The sequence below is a fragment of the Bacillota bacterium genome (genome assembly GCA_030705925.1).
Classification (GTDB): Bacteria; Bacillota; Clostridia; order Oscillospirales; family Feifaniaceae; genus JAUZPM01.
Window position 1 is genome coordinate 17,599 of the sequence record JAUZPM010000005.1, and the last position, 16,585, is coordinate 34,183.

Here is a 16,585-nt window from a genome sequence, read left to right on the forward strand (position 1 = left end):
GGTTCGCCTGCGGCTTTTTTTTTGCCCCAAATTTAAAAAATATATAAAAAAGTATTGCAAGTTACGTAACGTAATGTAGTAGTATGTATATGGATTGATTTTGATATAACCGAGGTGAGTAAATATGGAGGAAGATGAAGAGGTATTTTCAATTGGCGAACTTGCTCAGACAGTAGGAATTTCTGTTAGAACACTTCAATACTATGACAGGATAAATTTGCTCAGTTCAAAGTATACGGAAGGCGGCAGAAGGATTTATACACGTAAAGATATTTTTAATCTTCAGCAAATACTTTTCTTTAAATCCTTAGGTTTTTCATTAAACGAAATAAAGGAAAACGTATTAAAGCAGGATAGCTTGGTTGATTTAATCAATGTTTTTACATCACAACGTAATATCCTAAGTAAGCAAATCGAAAATTTGGGAAAGATTGCTGAAACTTTAGATATTGTAATCGCAGAAGCGAAAACCGGCAAAGAAATAACAGTCGAAAAATTAATGACAATACTTATACTTATGAAGGAAGGCAACCCGTACTCTTTTATTATCAGGTATTTCAACGAAGAACAGATGGCAGGTATTTCAAAGAGATTTGACTCACAGGATAAGTATTATGCTTTTATGCAAAATGCAAAAGAGGTTTTCACTAAGCTTGAAATACTAAATAGTTTAGATGCTGATCCAGCGGGCGCAGAAGGGCAAAAACTCGCAAAGCAATGGTGGGATATGGTTAATGAATTTGCAGCCGGAAATTCAGATATGTTATCTACCTTGATTATGAGTGGTAAGGACATAGATAATTGGCCAATAGAGGCGAAAAAGCTTAAAGAGCCGATCAAAAACTTCTTAACAAAAGCATTTTCGATTTATCTTGAAAATAATAATATTCATATTTCTGATATAGGGGTGAAAAATCATGAATGATATTGCAGTTTCAATAAAAGGCTTAGTCAAAAGATACGGTGATTTTACTGCAGTAAATGGTATTGATCTTGAGGTAAAGCGAGGTGAGGTCTTTGGGCTTTTAGGGGCAAACGGAGCTGGGAAAACCACTACTTTCGAATGCTTGGAAGGTTTAAGAAAAGTAAACAAAGGCAAGATTTCCATAGCCGGCTGTGACCCTCAGCAAGATGAATATAAATTACATAAAAAGCTTGGAGTACAACTTCAATCTTCCAGTTTGCCGGGGTGTATCAAGGTCAAAGAAGCCATTGAACTAGTTTGCTCATGGCAGGGAGCGACAAAAAACAGTAGTATTATAGATAAATTTGGTATCAGGGATCTTTTGAACAAACAGTATCATCAATTATCAATTGGCCAAAAGAGACGTGTTCATCTTGCTCTTGCACTTTTAAATAATCCAGAAGTATTGGTTTTGGATGAGCCAACAGCAGGACTTGATGTGCAAAGCAGAGCTCAGCTGCATGATGAAATCCGCACTATTAAATCAGAAGGTATAACAGTGCTTCTTGCAACGCATGACATGGCAGAAGCTGAGAGCCTTTGCGACCGTATTGCGATATTAGTTCATGGAAAAATCGTTGTCTGCGATTCACCAGAGATGATTACAGCTGCCGGAAATAAAGAGACAAGGATTAGGCTCCGTACTGCTAAAGGGTCTCTCCTCCCCGGGCACGACATCGGTAAAGCTGTGTTTATTAGTGAAAAAGATGGATATCTTGAATGGAAAAGCCAAGATATTGCAGAATCAGTGATCGAAATAGTAAAAAAAGTGTTAGACTCTGGCGATACTGTGGAAGATCTCAGAGTCGAGCGGCCAACGCTCGAAGAAATGTTTATAGCACTTTCGGAAGGAGTTCAGTAGAAATGAAAGCATTTTTTAAGTATCTTTCTATACAGTTCAAAATGGACCTGCGTGATAAGGGAACGCTTTTGAATTTTTATCTGGTTCCCATATTATTCTTCTTTGTCGTTGGGCCGGTATTCTCTTCTGCCAACCCTTACATTAAGCCCACATTGGCAGCCTCTATGTCTATTCTTGCAATAACAATGGGGGCCATAATGGGAATGCCTATCCCATTAGTCAAAATGCGTGAATCCGGAACCTTGCGTGCATTCAGAGTTAGCGGTATACCCAGCTGGGCGGTAATATTTGTCCAGGGTTTAAGTTCGTTTATACATCTGTTTATTGTATCTATTATAATTTACGTTTGTTCGCCAATCGCTTTTCATTCGGATTTGCCAAAAGATCCAGCCCTTTTTTTTGCAGTCATTGCGGTGCTTTTAATTGCAAGTATTGCAATAGGGCTTCTTATTGGAGTAACAGCTAAGAGCCAGTCGTTTGCAAGTATGCTGTCAATGATAATATTTTTTCCATCAATAATAGTAAGCGGCATTATGTTTCCTGTGAGCATGTTGCCAAATGCATTGCTGTGGATCGGTCGTATTTTCCCCGCGACATATGCGGCAGAAGCGCTGTATGGCTTAGCTTATAAGATAAATACAAATATCAATGCCTGGCTGGCATTAGGAATTATTGCTGTTATTGGGGTCTTAGTATTCGCTATTGCGATCTCATTATTTGATAAAAAAATTGAAAGTGAATTACTTTAAAGATAAATAAGACAACGCCCAAAGCAGTAAATAAATGCTTTGGGCGTTGTCTATATAAATTATTTTACTAATTGTGCCTGATCTTCTCGATAGAGTATCTGTGTAAAGTAGTGCAAATAATGTTTCCCGTCAGCCATACCTATTCCTGTACTTGTATAATCCCCAAGCATATTAGCTCGGTTTTTATCGGAATTGATCCACTCAAAGCATGCCTCATAGCCGTTGTTTAACCCACCAGCGATGTTTTCTGAAGCACTGGAAACAGTAATACCGACTTCAGATAATCTATCCTCAAGCGTCTTCCCTTCCGGTGTTGTATGGTCAAAATAATCTTTTTCGCCCATGTCTTTGCTATGCACAAAAGCGACCTCAGAAACGGTATCGCTATAAGCTAAAGGTTCCTTTCCGTTCATAACCCTAAAAGCATTTGTGCAGTCGAAAATCTCCATCTCACAGCAGCGGAAGCGAACCGAATCATCAACAGTATCCTTTTTGCTGCTTATTGTAGTATAAATACCTATAACTTTATCGCTGTCTATTTTATCCTCGAGTAAAGTAATAATGCAATTTGAGGCATAGGGCTTTATTGATTCATCGGCAGAAGATTTAAGAGTTCCTGACGGGAATCCAGCAAATGTAAACGTCGGGGCATTTGACAAAATGGCAGAAACACGATTATTTTCAATGCCGATCATTACAAAATTATTATAATCTTTGTCATAAACATACCAGTCGTAATTGTAGGCGGTTTCATCGATTCTGTCTGGTGCACCGAAATGATTGATTACATAGTTCTTAGTATAACCGATTCGCAAACATGTACCGCCTACTGTAAAATCAGGCATTTTAATTTCATCAAATACACGCATCATAAATACAACAGCTTGTTCTCTTGTGGTGGTGTCATTAGGCGATATAGTTTTAGTGCTTGTTCCTGCCATTATGCCGGCTTTAAGCATGTACTCAACTGCGTCTTTTGCCCAGCTTGCAACATTTTTAAGATCCGTATAGCTGTCCAAGCTTCGAAATGCCGATAAATTTAATTTAAATCCAAGAATATTAACTGTACGATAAAGCATGACGCAAATTTCCTGTCTTGTTATGTTTTCGTCCGGCGCAAACTTATCGTCGGCAACTCCATGCACAAAACCAAGACTGTAAGCTTTGATTACGTCAGCATTATCAGTATCAGTAAAGGGGTTTGAAACGGTTGAAATATTGTCATCGCCGTTTGTTGCAGCGTACAGTTTCATGACGAGTTCGCAAAATTCTAAACGTGTGATTGACTGCTGATAATTATCTTTAATTGAATCCGTAATGATGCCGTTTTCTATTGCACGGGAAATTGTGTCGGATGACCAATCACTGGGGGTTCCCTCCGCCTCCACGGAAAAAAGAAATAAAATAGCAAGAAGCACAGCGGAAATGCGTGAGATAAACGATTTTTTCATCTTCATCATGGCAACTCCTTTTGCGCTGTTGCGCATATTTTATACCATTTTGTTCATTACGAGCCCTGTTATCAGTTTGGGATAAAAATAAGTGCTCTTCTGAGGCATTTTTTCTCCCGCCGCAGCAACATCTTTTATTTCAGATACTTTTGTAGGATTTAAAATAAATGCAGCCTGATATGTTCCTTCTTTTACACCAGCAATTGCCTCCTCAATGCTGCGTGTATATGTTAAATTTATTTGTTTAGCCATATTTTCTTTATCTATATGAAGAGTTCTTTCGAGGACGAGTGAATGTAATATAGTTACATCAAGTCCATTATATGCGTCACTTTTGTCAGTATTCATTAATGTTATGGCATTAGAGTCTTTTAGTTTAAGCTTATAATAATAATTGTTGCCAGTATACATCGCAAAACATTTATCCTGGTTATTTATCATTAGTTCAGATTGGATTTCATTTAAATTAGTTTTTGTTTCAATGTCAAAGAATAATTTACATTCTTTAATCAGATTTTCTTCGCTGAAATTTTGGACATCACGAATAAGACGATGTGTCGGGAAAACAACAAGACCATCGTTCTCTATATCAACTAAATCCATCATAATATAATTTCCGCCAAGCTCGGTATCATTGATTTTGCCTTCGGATCTGAGTTTATTGCGGAAATTTAAAGCTGTTTCATAACGGTGGTGACCGTCTGCTATAAATAATTGCCTGTCTTTGAAATCATCGATTATAGCATTGATAACATTTGTATCTGTTATACACCAAAGTCTGTGGATAACATTATCATCGTCAGAAAATTCTATATCAGGATCGTATTGAGATGCACTTTCAATCTTACTACGGGTATTTTTGTCACCATCCATATACAATGAGTATACCTGACTAAAATTACAGAAAGTTTCACACATTAAATTGAAACGATCAGCTTTCGCTTTAGAAAGAGTTTCTTCATGAGGAAGAACTATATTTTTTGAAAATTCTTCTAGACGGACTAAAGTAATAAGTCCCTTTACTTTTTTTCTTATACCGTAAGCCGTGAATTCTTCTTCGTAAATATAAAGACTATCATGCTCGTCCTGCTTTAAAATGCCTTCATTTATCATTTCACTTAATTTTTTTCCTGCATTTTTATAACGATTTTCTCCGCCGTCAGGCAATTCCAAAGAAATGATATTGTTGGGATTAGATGCTTCATAAGATTTTCTCTGTAATGGTGAAATAATATCATATGGTGGGCAGACAAGTGTGTTTATTTCACCTGCTTTTTTTGTAAAGCGAAGGCCTTTAAATGCCGAAATAACTGCCATAAATCGTCCTCATTTCCATAATTTTAAGTGATTAACTGTGTTGTAAAACAAATAATAATAGTGTTCGGTTCCATAATTGAAATTTGATAGGAGGAAACAAAATAATGAAAGGTATAATTCCCGCAATGGTTGCAGGAGTAGCAATCGGAGCAGTTGTAAGCTCAGTATATCCAATGCCTATTTCCCATCGCACGGCTCGTCAAATCAGACGTTATGTAAGAAGAAACGCAAAAAATATGATGGGGTATATTGGTTAATATTCTTGCCAATTTGCTGACTTGATAATTTATGAAGCCAAAACAGCAACAGGCATCTCAGCTTAAAAGCAGAGAGCGCCTGTTGCTGTTTTTTCAGGCTTCTCTTATTATTTTATAGGGGTTAACTCTTTACCATCATTAGAATAGATTCCGACAAAAGGCAATTCTGCATATGAAAAATCGAGTCCTATACTTGAGGCGAAAGTTTTACTTTTAGTTGCCTGAACCGGAACTGCAAATGAAATTACTCTATTTTGTGTAAGTGTTTTTAAAAAGTTTTCAATACATTGAGATTTTGTTACGCCATTTGTATCTCCGTAATATATTGAAGAAGTTTTTCCGTTTGTGGGAAAATTACATTCCATTAGCATTACTTCATCTGCACCGGCTGCAAATGCGCTATCTGTAACTGAAGTTATATAGTCGCATGCAGATTCAGAGTATGGATTCAGCCATTTTTTATTGTTTGAGTCAAGCCAAAGCATGTTTTTCGAATACATAATGCCAGATTTTTTATCCACCGTAACTTCGTGATTATCCCTAAAAGCATAAACTTCTGCAATTACGTATAGATTGTTGTCCTTTAATTCTTTAATATATTCGTTTAAATCAGAATTAGAATCTATTACGTTGCCTAATTGATTTTTATATTCTATAATTACTGAATTTATTTCCCCATTTTTAGCTTTCTGAATTAAAGCGTCTGCCCCCTGTGTAATTTCAGACTGTGTAACTAGTTGGTATTTTAAATCAACAGGTCTTTTAGATGTTTTTGTTTGATCTTCAGTTGCAACAGAGGAATTTCCGGCCTGAGTATCAGATGGCTGCTGTTGTACTGTTTGATCAGAGTTTTGAGTGGTGGAACTGTTTTCAGACGTAGTAACCGGCTGTGTTGGTTTAGAATTTTTTTGGTTTATATCGAAAATTCCGATTACATAAAGTCCAGTAGCACACAAAAGAATAAAAATGAGTATAAATATAATCACCCATTTTTTCCAATTACTTTTTCCCGTATATCTGTGCAGTCTATCGTTCATATGACACCTCTGATTAGTCATAAGTATATTATATATTTATTTAATATATAATTATTAAAATTATTATATGTCATTAAAGACAATTCTGTCAACTGTATGCAAATATAAAAGGCAGTAAGCTTTATCTTAAGCCTACTGCCCTATTTTTTGAATCTTATTAAATTAATTATTACAATGTATGATTTTAGAAGGACATTTTTCGGCACACACTCCACAACCGGTGCATTTTTCAAAGTCTATTTGAGCAACGTTGTTTATAATCGCAATTGCTCCAAATTCACAGGCTTTTTCGCAAATGCGGCAGGAAATGCATCCGACGCTGCACTGCTTGCGAACAGCAGGACCTTTATCGAGCGATGAACAGGCAACGGCATATGCACTGTCGTATGGCGTAAGCGTTATTAGATTCTTAGGGCAGGAAGAAATACATAAACCACATGCGGTGCATTTTTCTTTATCAACAACAGCAACCCCGTTTTCGATTTTTAATGCACCGAATGAACATGCTTTTACGCAGGTGCCAAAACCGATACAGGCGTATTTGCACATTTTGTCTCCACCGCCTAAACGCATAACAGCGTTGCAGTCGTGTTCGCCTTTGTATTCGTATTTTTTTATTGCTGAGTTTGCTGATCCTGCACAACGTACAAATGCATTTTTTCTTTCCTCGGCTATTTCTTCTGTACCCATGATTGCGGCTACTTTAGCAGCAACTTTTGTGCCTCCAACAGGACAGCCGTTGATTTTTGCTCTTCCCTCAGCAACTGCTGTTGCAAAAGCGGAGCATCCGGCATATCCGCATCCACCGCAGTTTGCACCAGTAAGGACTTCTTGTATCTGAGGTATTCTTTCGTCTTTTTCAACAGCAAATATTTTTGATGCGAATGCAAGCGTTATACCAAATAAAAGCCCCATAATGCTAAGGGCGAGCACCGCATATAAAATTGGCATTATCATAATTGACTCCATGCTGCGCAGCTAAAAAATGGCGCTGCGAGCCCCTTTTACGGTAAGCGGGCAAACCGATTTATAATATCAAATTCTCTTACAGCGGAAGCTTAAGACCCTGAAATCCCATAAATGCCATAGAAAGCAGTGAAGCAGCAACGAGAGCCATAGGGAATCCCTGAAATGCTTTTGGAATGTCACTGTAAGCAAGTCTTTCTCGTACGCCTGAAAAGATTACGATTGCAAGCATAAAACCAACGGCAGCGGAAAAACCGAATACCACTGATTCTATAAAGTTATATCCTCGTTGTATATTTAATAAAGCAGATCCGAGCACAGCGCAGTTTGTCGTTATGAGAGGAAGATATATGCCAAGAGCTTGGTAGAGCGCCGGCATTATCTTTTGGAGTGCCATCTCAACAAACTGAACCAAGGTTGCTATTACTAGAATAAACGCAACGGTTTGCATGTACTGCAGGTGCAGAGGCACTAAAATAAAATTATTAACTGCCCAGGTCAGGGCTGACGAAAGTGTTATTGTAAACACGACAGCCATTCCCATTCCGATTGCAGTATCTGTCTTTTTTGAAACTCCAAGAAATGGGCAGATTCCAAGAAATTTAACTAGAACGAAGTTTTCTATTAATATTGCATTAATTACAATTAGTAATATTGATGTCATTTCTTTTCCTCACCCTTTCTTTGTTTAAGGTACTGTACGCCTGCAACTAGAAACCCAAGCGTAAGAAATCCTCCGGCCGGGAGTATCATCATAATTACTTTTGGATAATTTGCCCCCAGCAAGTTTATCCCAAGAATTGTACCGTTTCCTATTAACTCGCGGACGGAAGCTAGGATAGTCAAGGCAAACGTAAAGCCTAATCCCATGCCAAGCCCGTCTAAAAAGGACGGGAAAGGCTTGCTTTTTGATGCGAATGCTTCTGCTCTCGCAAGAATTATGCAGTTAACAACAATCAATGGTATATATATACCGAGAACTTTTGACAATGCCGGTAAGTATGCCTGCATCAAAAGGTCTACCATTGTTACGAAACCCGCAATTATTACAACATATGCCGCAATCCTGATCTTTCCAGGGATTATTTTTCTGAGCAGTGATATTGCAACGTTTGAGCATATCAAAACTGCTGTTGCCGCAAGCCCCATACCAATGCCGTTTTGTACGCTAGTCGTAACAGCCAGTGTAGGACACATACCCAGCAGTTGGATAAAAGTTGGGTTTTGAGTTATAATTCCATCTTTCAATTGGGATAGTTGATCTAGTTTCATTTTTACCTCCCTATCCTAGTTTTGAAACTGCATCAAGGGCAGCATTTATGCCTTTAGTTACAGCATTTGAAGAAATTGTTGCACCGCTGATCGCCTGAACTTCATTATTTGATGGTGTGGTTTTAACTACTTTAATATTAGCTGTTTTATCTTTAAACTGGCTTGAAAAAGAAGCATCTTTTGCCTTTGTCCCAAGTCCCGGGGTTTCGTTCATGTTCGTAATAACATAAGTAGAAACCTTTTTATCGGGCGTAATACCGACTAACATTGAAATAGCTCCTCCAAAGCCTTGAGGTTCTACACTGATGACATAGCCGATGGATTTACCATCTTTTTTAGCAGTATAGCCCTCTGTAACGACATCCGTGGCGGCAAGATTTAATTTGTCAAAACTATCAGCATTAGAAAAGATCTGCTGCATGGCTTCTTTTTTTGTTTTTGCTGAGTTTTCCGCTATTTTATCCTTTGTTATTCCGTTTACAAAGGCAAGCAAAAGTGCTGTTATAAAAGTAATGGTAAAAAGAATTAGCCCGAGGCGTATTATTTCATTATGTTTTTTATCACCCAAGTTTAACACCCCTTCCAAATGCTTTTGGCTTTGTATATTTATCGATAAACCATGTAAGAAGGTTCATAAGCACTATTGCATATGAGACTCCTTCCGGGTATCCGCCGTAATAACGTATCAGAACCGTCAGAAGCCCACATCCTATTCCGAAAATAATTCTCCCTTTCCCAGTAACGGGGGTTGTTGCATAGTCAGTTGCCATAAAAAACGCGCCAAGCATCAGCCCGCCCGAAAGTAACTCAGAAAGCATAAATTGCCCTCTGTTAAGGCCGCCGCTTGAAAGAAAAGTAATAATAGCAACTGTTCCGATATAAGAAACAGGCGTATGCCAAGTTATTACTCTACGCATCATTAGATAGATTCCGCCGGCAACGAGAAGCAGAGCCGAAGTTTCACCTATGCACCCGCCGGTTCCGCCAAGAAGCATCATAAATAAAGAAGTGTCTGGAAGTGTGTGCGCCTTAAGGCTTACCAGCGGCGTTGCTGTCGTAACAGCATCTGCGCCGAGATTTGCAGTCCATAAAAACACTGGATGAGCCCATGTCGTCATTGCACCGGTGAAACTTGCAGCCAGAAATATCCTTCCTGTAAGCGCCGGGTTCATAAAATTTTGACCAAGGCCGCCAAAAAGCTGTTTTGCAACTACTATGGCTATGAAAGACCCTATTACCGTCATCCAAAGCGGTGCAGATACAGACATGTTGTATGCCAGAAGGATACCTGTTACAACAGCAGACAGGTCTCCAATCGTATTATTGCGTTTCATGATGCGCCGTGTTATATATTCAAACAAAATGCAGGATACTACACCTACAAGTGTATGCAACAATGCACGGTAGCCGAAAAAGTACATAGCTGCAACAAGAGGCGGCATAAGAGCAATTATCACATCGGTCATTATCGAATGGGTATTTTCTTCACTTCTTATATGGGGAGATGAGGTAACAGTCAATAATTTTTCCATTTAATCCTCCTATTTAACCTGTTGTCTGCGGCGTTTTTCAATTACTTTCAACTTGCCTACACGAAATTCCTGAACAAGATTTAATCTTCCAGGGCATATAAACGAGCAGCTTCCGCATTCAATGCAATCCATTATGCGATAATTTTCAGCATCATCATAGTTTCCTTTTTTAATAAACATTGACAGATAAATAGGTTCAAGTTTCATCGGGCATACTGCTATGCACTTTCCACAGTGTATGCATACCGGCTTGCTTACTTCTCTGTCATGAGAATCTGATAATGCAAGTATTCCAGATGTAGTTTTTATGACAGGAACAGAAAGATTATACTGTGCAATTCCCATCATTGGACCTCCGTTTATGATTTTTGAAACGTTGCCTTTTAAACCGCTGCAAAAATCTAAAACGTCTTGAAATGGAGTTCCTATCCTAACTGATAATACTTTAGGATTTATTACTGCGTCCCCTGAAACTGTAACAATGCGCCTATAAACAGGCTGTCTCAAATATACAGCCCGGAAGATAGATGCAGCGGTGTCAACATTCATTACAATGCATTTAACATCAGCAGGAAGTTTTCCGCTTGGAACTTCCCTTCCTGTTACGGCTTTTATCAGCTGTTTTTCTCCACCCTGTGGATATTTAGTCTCAAGAATGGATAATTCTATCCCATTTGCATAATCTCGTGATAAACGTTGTTTTAAGATTGCTATTGCATCTTGTTTGTTGTCCTCGATACATATAGTTGCTTTTTCGAGGTCAAAAAATTTGCGCAAAATCTGCACGCCGTTTATAATGCTGTCAGTTTCCTCTATTATCATGCGGTGATCTGAACTTAAAAATGGTTCGCATTCCGCACAGTTTATGAGCAGTGTATCTATTTTGCCAAGCGCACTCGATAGCTTTAAATGCGCAGGAAATCCTGCCCCACCCATCCCGACAATGCCTGCTTCGCGCACTATTGTAAGAAGCTCTTCAGTGGAAATATCATTAAAGGCGGATTGGCAATCGGTAATATTGGGAGAGAAGGTATCCAAGCTGTCATTATCGACAACAATTGTAAGACAGTCTGAGCCTGACGGATGAGGATGCATCTCAATTGCTGATACAGTTCCAGAAACCGAAGCATGTATAGGGGCTGAAACAGGTGCGCTGCTGTCGGCAATTTTTTGACCTATCATTACATGATCACCAATTTTCACAATAGGTTCACATGGAGCACCTATGTGCTGAAGCACCGGGAAATACATTTTTGCCGGAGCAGGCATTTGCTCTATTTTTAATGTATTTGTGTTTTCCTTATAATACTGGGGATGTATACCCCCTCTGAAAGTTCTTACCATTTGTTCACCTCTTAATTGTATAAGTAAAATATAATATAATTATAAACGCGCGTACTATTGTTGAAAAGGCTTAAAAGATGTAAGCCGCAGTATATTGTGGTGTTGCTGGCAATAATTTTGCATTTTGCAGGCTTGAGAAATGTTTTATAATAAAAACATATTATTTGCCGGAAATAAATCCGGCCTGTCGGAGGCTAATTATATGAAACTAAAACCGATAAGCAATGATCTTTGCCAGGTTTATTTTTTTGAGGAAGACCTAGATCGATATAAAATAGGCAGGTTTGAAGAAATAAGCACTGGGAATCCTGCATTTGAACAAGCGTTAACAGATGCAATTGATACTGCTGAGAATGAAATTGGCTTTGCAGCAAAGGGCAGACGGATCGAAATAAGCGCGTACCCCACAGGTGAACGGATTTTTTATCTTACTATCAGGATTTTAAGTGACGTACATATAATTTGCAGATTAAAGGATTTTGAGGACGTTATTATGCTTTGCCGCTCCCTCCGAAAAAGTACATCCGCTAGGCTTCTGCATGATGGGGAAGTTTATTACCTTGATATATGTACAGGCGGGCAAGAAGCTAAAAACATTAATTCTCTTATCTCAGAATTTGGGGAACTTGTTACAGAAGCGGAAGGCGCCAAACTGGTTTGTGAAGATGCTATGGATACTATCAAAAGTTTTTTTTAAATAAAAAAAGCGATGAGCTTAGACGGATAACTTCCCATCATAACTACTCATCGACTCTAATTATTAGATTAACAAATTAGATTACATTTGTCAATAAAAATGAGGCACAAAGTTATACTGTGCCTCATTTTTTATATTAAATACAAAAACGCTCCAATAATACCGCTGAGACACATTACTGGAATAGTGCCAAGTTTCTTACTTTTCAGCAATATTATAGTCATAATAAAAATAGCTATACCACGAATATCTATTTTTGTAAGTGCATTTATAAAAAGAGACGAGATATTATCACTGTTAAAAAATACACCAAGCGCCATTGTAAGGCATGCTACAGAAATTAGCCCTATGATTGTGGGCCGTATTCCGGTCAATATACCCTGCACAAGTGGTATTTCCCTATTTTTGAAAAAATACCAGGAAATCAGCATCATGATAATGCAGGATGGAGTAATACATCCTAGAGTTGCGACTACGCCACCTATTATCCCCCCGATTTTTGTACCGACAAAGGTAGCTGCATTTATGGCTATAGGACCTGGGGTCATTTGTGATATTGCCACTATATCAGTCATTTCGGAAACTGATATCCAGCCTTGAATATCAACTATTTGATGCTGAATAAGGGGTAAAGCAGCATAACCGCCGCCAAAGGAGAAAAGGCCAATTTGAAAGAAACTTAAAAACAGTTTTAGATATATCATTTAGCGACCTTCTCTCTTTTTTTCATAATAGTATAGTAAACGTAGCCTAAAATGCCGGCTCCTAAAATAATATAAGCAGAATTTATATTAAAAACAAATGAAAGTAAAAATGCTATAATTAAAACAATATAATTGAAAGAACTTTTTTTCTTTAATAATGTTTGTGCCATTGAAATAACAGCGTCAACCATTACTGCTGCAACTCCTGCACGGATTCCTTTAAGTACTGCAGCCACTACGGCGTTAGTTATAAACGCGGTATAAAAGAAGGATACTGCTGCCATTATAATAAGAGGCGGCAATACAGTTCCTAAAACTGTCACAAAAGCACCCAAAACAGAGCCGGTTTTATATCCGATAAGCATTGCCGCATTTACCGCAATCGGGCCCGGAGCGGCCTGAGCCAGGGATGCAATATCTATGATTTCGTCATTAGAAATCCATTTTAGCTGTTCAGAAAACTTTTTCTGCATGAGCGGGACTATCACGTATCCACCGCCAACTGTAAAAGCACTCAGCACAAATGTTGATGTGAAAAGAGTCCAGTATAGTTTAAAATTTTTGTTCATATTTCCTCCCGAGCGGGAATTTGAGTTTAATTATACACCTCATCAATAAAAATGTTAAGGAGATAGAATTGAAAATTATAGCTTTATTGTATACTTTGCTTTGTTTAGCATGCACAAATTGTAGGAATAATTATACAAAAAAATGTGCAAGCCAATTGTTAAAAGTTTAACGAAATACATTGACAAAAGTTTAACAATCGAATATACTATAACCAGAAAGAAAAACTTGAGAAGGAGGATCTAATATGGATACAAATAAGCAATCTAATGATTTTGATGTTGAGAAGGAGATTAATGTCTTAGCTGAAAGGGCAGCGAAGGCCGGAGAAGAAATGCTTTCATTAAATCAGGAGCAGGTAGATAATATTGTTAAAGCTATGGCACTTGCCGGCTTAGACAAACAAATGTATCTAGCGAAACTTGCAATTGAAGAAACTAAAAGAGGTGTTTACGAGGATAAGATCACAAAGAACATCTTTGCAACAGAATACATTTATCACAGTATCAAATATGATAAAACGGTTGGAATTATAGATGATAACGAGAATGAGGACTTTGAAGTTGTGGCTGAACCGGTTGGCATTATTGCAGGTGTAACTCCTGTTACAAATCCTACATCAACTACAATGTATAAATCAATAATAGCTATGAAAACAAGAAATCCGATAATTTTCGGATTTCATCCCTCTGCTCAAAAAAGCAGCAGTGAAGCGGCAAGAATAGTCAGAGATGCTGCAATAGCTGCAGGAGCGCCTGAAAACTGCATCCAATGGATTGAACATCCATCACTTGCGGCAACAAATGCCTTAATGAACCATCCAAAGGTAAAATTGATTTTAGCTACCGGTGGCTCGGGAATGGTAAAAAGCGCGTATTCCTGCGGGAAACCGGCACTTGGCGTTGGCCCTGGCAATGTTCCGTGCTTCATTGAAAAAAGCGCTAATTTGGATCGAGCCGTAAATGATCTTATTCTCTCCAAAACGTTTGATAATGGAATGATCTGCGCATCTGAGCAGTCGGTAATCGTTGAAAAAGAAATCTCAAAAGCGTTTGAGAAATTGATGACCGATAACAAATGCGTTTTCTTAACCAAAGAAGAAATAAGTAAGCTTGAAAATTTCTGCTTTAATAAAGAAAAAGCCTGCGCTTTGAATGCGGATATAGTCGGTAAACCCGCAGCTTTTATTGCTAAATCCGCAGGAGTAAATGTACCGGACGATACAAAGATCCTACTTGCAAAACTGGATGGCGTTGGGGTTGACTTCCCGCTTTCTAAAGAAAAGCTATCCCCTATCCTTGCATATTACGTCGTTAAAGATGCTAAAGAAGGAATAAACAGGGCTGAACAGGTAATTTCTTTTGGCGGACTTGGCCATTCGGCGGTTATTCACAGTGAAAATCATGAGATCATTGATGAATACTCAGCTAAAATGAAAGCAGGACGTATTATCGTCAATTCTCCGGCTTCTCAGGGTGCTATCGGCGACATATATAACACGAACATGCCCTCATTAACACTAGGGTGCGGCACATTCGGCGGGAATTCAACGACTGTTAACGTATCTTCTGTCAACCTTATAAACAAAAAAAGAGTGGCAAAAAGGAGAGTCAACATGCAGTGGTTCAAAGTTCCTGACAAGATATATTTTGAAAGAGGTTCTATTCAGTATCTTGAAAAAATGCCTGACATAACTAAAGCTTTTATAGTTACTGATCCCAACATGGTTGAGTTTGGATATGTTGACAAAATCCTGTATTACCTCCGTAAACGTCATGAATATTGCCATGCAAAAATCTTCAGTGATGTCGAGCCAGATCCTTCGTTTGATACTATACGCCGCGGTGTGGCTATTATGAATGAATTCGAGCCGGATGTTATCATCGCTCTGGGCGGCGGATCTGCAATTGATGCGGCGAAAGGCATGTGGCTATTCTATGAGCATCCTGATGCAGACGTAAATGCTATGAAACTTAAATTCCTTGATATAAGAAAAAGAGCATACAAATTCCCGAAGCTCGGCACTAAAGCAAAACTTGTCGCAATTCCGACAACCTCTGGAACAGGCTCTGAAGTGACATCTTTCGCGGTTATTACTGATAAACAAAAAAATATAAAATATCCTCTTGCGGATTATGAGCTTACTCCAAACGTCGCAATTATTGATCCTGAACTTGTTATGACTGTTCCAAAACGCATAACTGCTGATACAGGAATGGATGTGCTCACCCATGCCATTGAAGCATACGTTTCAATAATGGCATCGGATTATACAGACGGACTTGCGATGAAGGCAATAGAGATGGTGTTCGAATTTCTGCCCCGTGCTTACCATAACGGAAGCGATGCAGTAGCCCGTGAAAAAATGCATAACGCAAGCTGCATGGCCGGTATGGCATTTACAAATGCATTTCTTGGCGTAAATCATTCTATGGCGCACAAGATTGGCGGCGAATACCATGTGCCACATGGTCGTGCAAATGCTGTCCTTCTCCCCTATGTAATTGACTATAACAGCAAGACTCCGACTAAGCGTGTTTCCTTCCCGAAATACGAGGCTTTCATTGCGGATAAAAAATATGCTGAAATTGCAAAACGCCTTGGATTAAAAGCTTCTACAACAGAAGAGGGCGTCGGGTCTCTGGTCAAAGCAGTTAAGGATCTAATGAAGGAACTTGAGGTTCCGATGTGCTTTAAAGACTGTGGTGTTAATGAAGGCGCATTCTTTGCTAATCTTGATGAACTTGCAGACAGAGCATTTGAAGATCAGTGCACGACAGCTAATCCAAGACTTCCGCTGGTTAGTGAAATAAAAGATATTTTAACAAAAGCCTATTACGGAAAATAAAATATCGATGTCAAGGGG

Annotated in this window: 17 protein-coding genes; 6 read left to right on the forward strand and 11 right to left on the reverse strand. The window is 38.5% G+C overall.

The window, feature by feature from the left end; translation table 11 throughout:
• Positions 1 to 124 precede the first annotated feature (124 nt).
• The 3 genes from Q8865_01590 to Q8865_01600 are packed head-to-tail and all read left to right on the forward strand — an operon-like array spanning position 125 to position 2,575.
• Complete coding sequence (locus tag Q8865_01590) at positions 125 to 925, forward strand: MerR family transcriptional regulator (GenBank protein MDP4152122.1); 801 nt, start codon at positions 125 to 127, stop codon at positions 923 to 925.
• Positions 918 to 1,826 carry an ABC transporter ATP-binding protein gene (locus Q8865_01595; protein MDP4152123.1) on the forward strand — a complete coding sequence of 303 codons (909 nt, stop codon included), beginning with the start codon at positions 918 to 920 and terminating at the stop codon, positions 1,824 to 1,826. The genes Q8865_01590 and Q8865_01595 overlap by 8 nt, the downstream gene beginning before the upstream one ends.
• 2 nt (positions 1,827 to 1,828) lie before the next feature.
• Entirely contained in the window at positions 1,829 to 2,575 is a 747-nt protein-coding gene (locus tag Q8865_01600; GenBank protein MDP4152124.1) for an ABC transporter permease, read from the forward strand.
• A gap of 59 nt (positions 2,576 to 2,634) precedes the next feature.
• Here the strand turns inward: Q8865_01600 and Q8865_01605 are convergent, their stop codons facing one another.
• Positions 2,635 to 4,032: an S-layer homology domain-containing protein gene (locus tag Q8865_01605; GenBank protein MDP4152125.1), complete on the reverse strand. Its 1,398-nt coding sequence runs from the start codon at positions 4,030 to 4,032 to the stop codon at positions 2,635 to 2,637.
• A 33-nt stretch (positions 4,033 to 4,065) separates the two neighbouring features.
• The gene (locus Q8865_01610) at positions 4,066 to 5,343 is read right to left on the reverse strand and encodes a DUF1015 domain-containing protein (GenBank protein ID MDP4152126.1); all 1,278 of its coding nucleotides are present in this window, start codon (positions 5,341 to 5,343) and stop codon (positions 4,066 to 4,068) included.
• A 104-nt stretch (positions 5,344 to 5,447) separates the two neighbouring features.
• Between Q8865_01610 and Q8865_01615 the strand changes: the two genes are divergently transcribed.
• On the forward strand, positions 5,448 to 5,600 hold the full coding sequence (locus tag Q8865_01615) for a hypothetical protein (protein MDP4152127.1): 153 nt from the start codon (positions 5,448 to 5,450) through the stop codon (positions 5,598 to 5,600).
• A 107-nt stretch (positions 5,601 to 5,707) separates the two neighbouring features.
• Here Q8865_01615 and Q8865_01620 read toward each other — a convergent pair whose 3' ends face one another.
• The 7 genes from Q8865_01620 to rsxC form a co-directional block, all read right to left on the reverse strand.
• Entirely contained in the window at positions 5,708 to 6,637 is a 930-nt protein-coding gene (locus Q8865_01620) for a putative glycoside hydrolase (protein ID MDP4152128.1), read from the reverse strand.
• Positions 6,638 to 6,799: 162 nt separating this feature from the next.
• On the reverse strand, positions 6,800 to 7,594 hold the full coding sequence (locus Q8865_01625; GenBank protein MDP4152129.1) for an RnfABCDGE type electron transport complex subunit B: 795 nt from the start codon (positions 7,592 to 7,594) through the stop codon (positions 6,800 to 6,802).
• Positions 7,595 to 7,682: 88 nt separating this feature from the next.
• The gene (rsxA, locus tag Q8865_01630; protein MDP4152130.1) at positions 7,683 to 8,267 is read right to left on the reverse strand and encodes an electron transport complex subunit RsxA; all 585 of its coding nucleotides are present in this window, start codon (positions 8,265 to 8,267) and stop codon (positions 7,683 to 7,685) included.
• Positions 8,264 to 8,875, reverse strand: a complete 612-nt coding sequence (locus tag Q8865_01635) for an electron transport complex subunit E (GenBank protein ID MDP4152131.1) — start codon at positions 8,873 to 8,875, stop codon at positions 8,264 to 8,266. The genes rsxA and Q8865_01635 overlap by 4 nt, the downstream gene beginning before the upstream one ends.
• 10 nt (positions 8,876 to 8,885) lie before the next feature.
• Positions 8,886 to 9,443, reverse strand: coding sequence for an RnfABCDGE type electron transport complex subunit G (locus tag Q8865_01640; protein MDP4152132.1), 558 nt, complete (start codon positions 9,441 to 9,443; stop codon positions 8,886 to 8,888).
• Positions 9,436 to 10,407, reverse strand: a complete 972-nt coding sequence (locus Q8865_01645; GenBank protein MDP4152133.1) for an RnfABCDGE type electron transport complex subunit D — start codon at positions 10,405 to 10,407, stop codon at positions 9,436 to 9,438. The genes Q8865_01640 and Q8865_01645 overlap by 8 nt, the downstream gene beginning before the upstream one ends.
• Positions 10,408 to 10,416: 9 nt before the next feature.
• Complete coding sequence (rsxC, locus tag Q8865_01650; GenBank protein ID MDP4152134.1) at positions 10,417 to 11,751, reverse strand: electron transport complex subunit RsxC; 1,335 nt, start codon at positions 11,749 to 11,751, stop codon at positions 10,417 to 10,419.
• A gap of 202 nt (positions 11,752 to 11,953) precedes the next feature.
• On the opposite strand from rsxC, the gene Q8865_01655 reads away from it, so the two are divergent.
• Positions 11,954 to 12,448 carry a hypothetical protein gene (locus tag Q8865_01655; GenBank protein MDP4152135.1) on the forward strand — a complete coding sequence of 165 codons (495 nt, stop codon included), beginning with the start codon at positions 11,954 to 11,956 and terminating at the stop codon, positions 12,446 to 12,448.
• Positions 12,449 to 12,579: 131 nt separating this feature from the next.
• Here the strand turns inward: Q8865_01655 and Q8865_01660 are convergent, their stop codons facing one another.
• Both Q8865_01660 and Q8865_01665 read right to left on the reverse strand, forming a co-directional pair.
• Positions 12,580 to 13,152: a chromate transporter gene (locus Q8865_01660; GenBank protein MDP4152136.1), complete on the reverse strand. Its 573-nt coding sequence runs from the start codon at positions 13,150 to 13,152 to the stop codon at positions 12,580 to 12,582.
• Entirely contained in the window at positions 13,149 to 13,721 is a 573-nt protein-coding gene (locus Q8865_01665; GenBank protein ID MDP4152137.1) for a chromate transporter, read from the reverse strand. Before Q8865_01665 ends, Q8865_01660 begins: the two co-directional genes overlap by 4 nt.
• A 245-nt stretch (positions 13,722 to 13,966) precedes the next feature.
• On the opposite strand from Q8865_01665, the gene adhE reads away from it, so the two are divergent.
• Positions 13,967 to 16,567: a bifunctional acetaldehyde-CoA/alcohol dehydrogenase gene (adhE, locus tag Q8865_01670; protein MDP4152138.1), complete on the forward strand. Its 2,601-nt coding sequence runs from the start codon at positions 13,967 to 13,969 to the stop codon at positions 16,565 to 16,567.
• Positions 16,568 to 16,585: the final 18 nt, after the last annotated feature.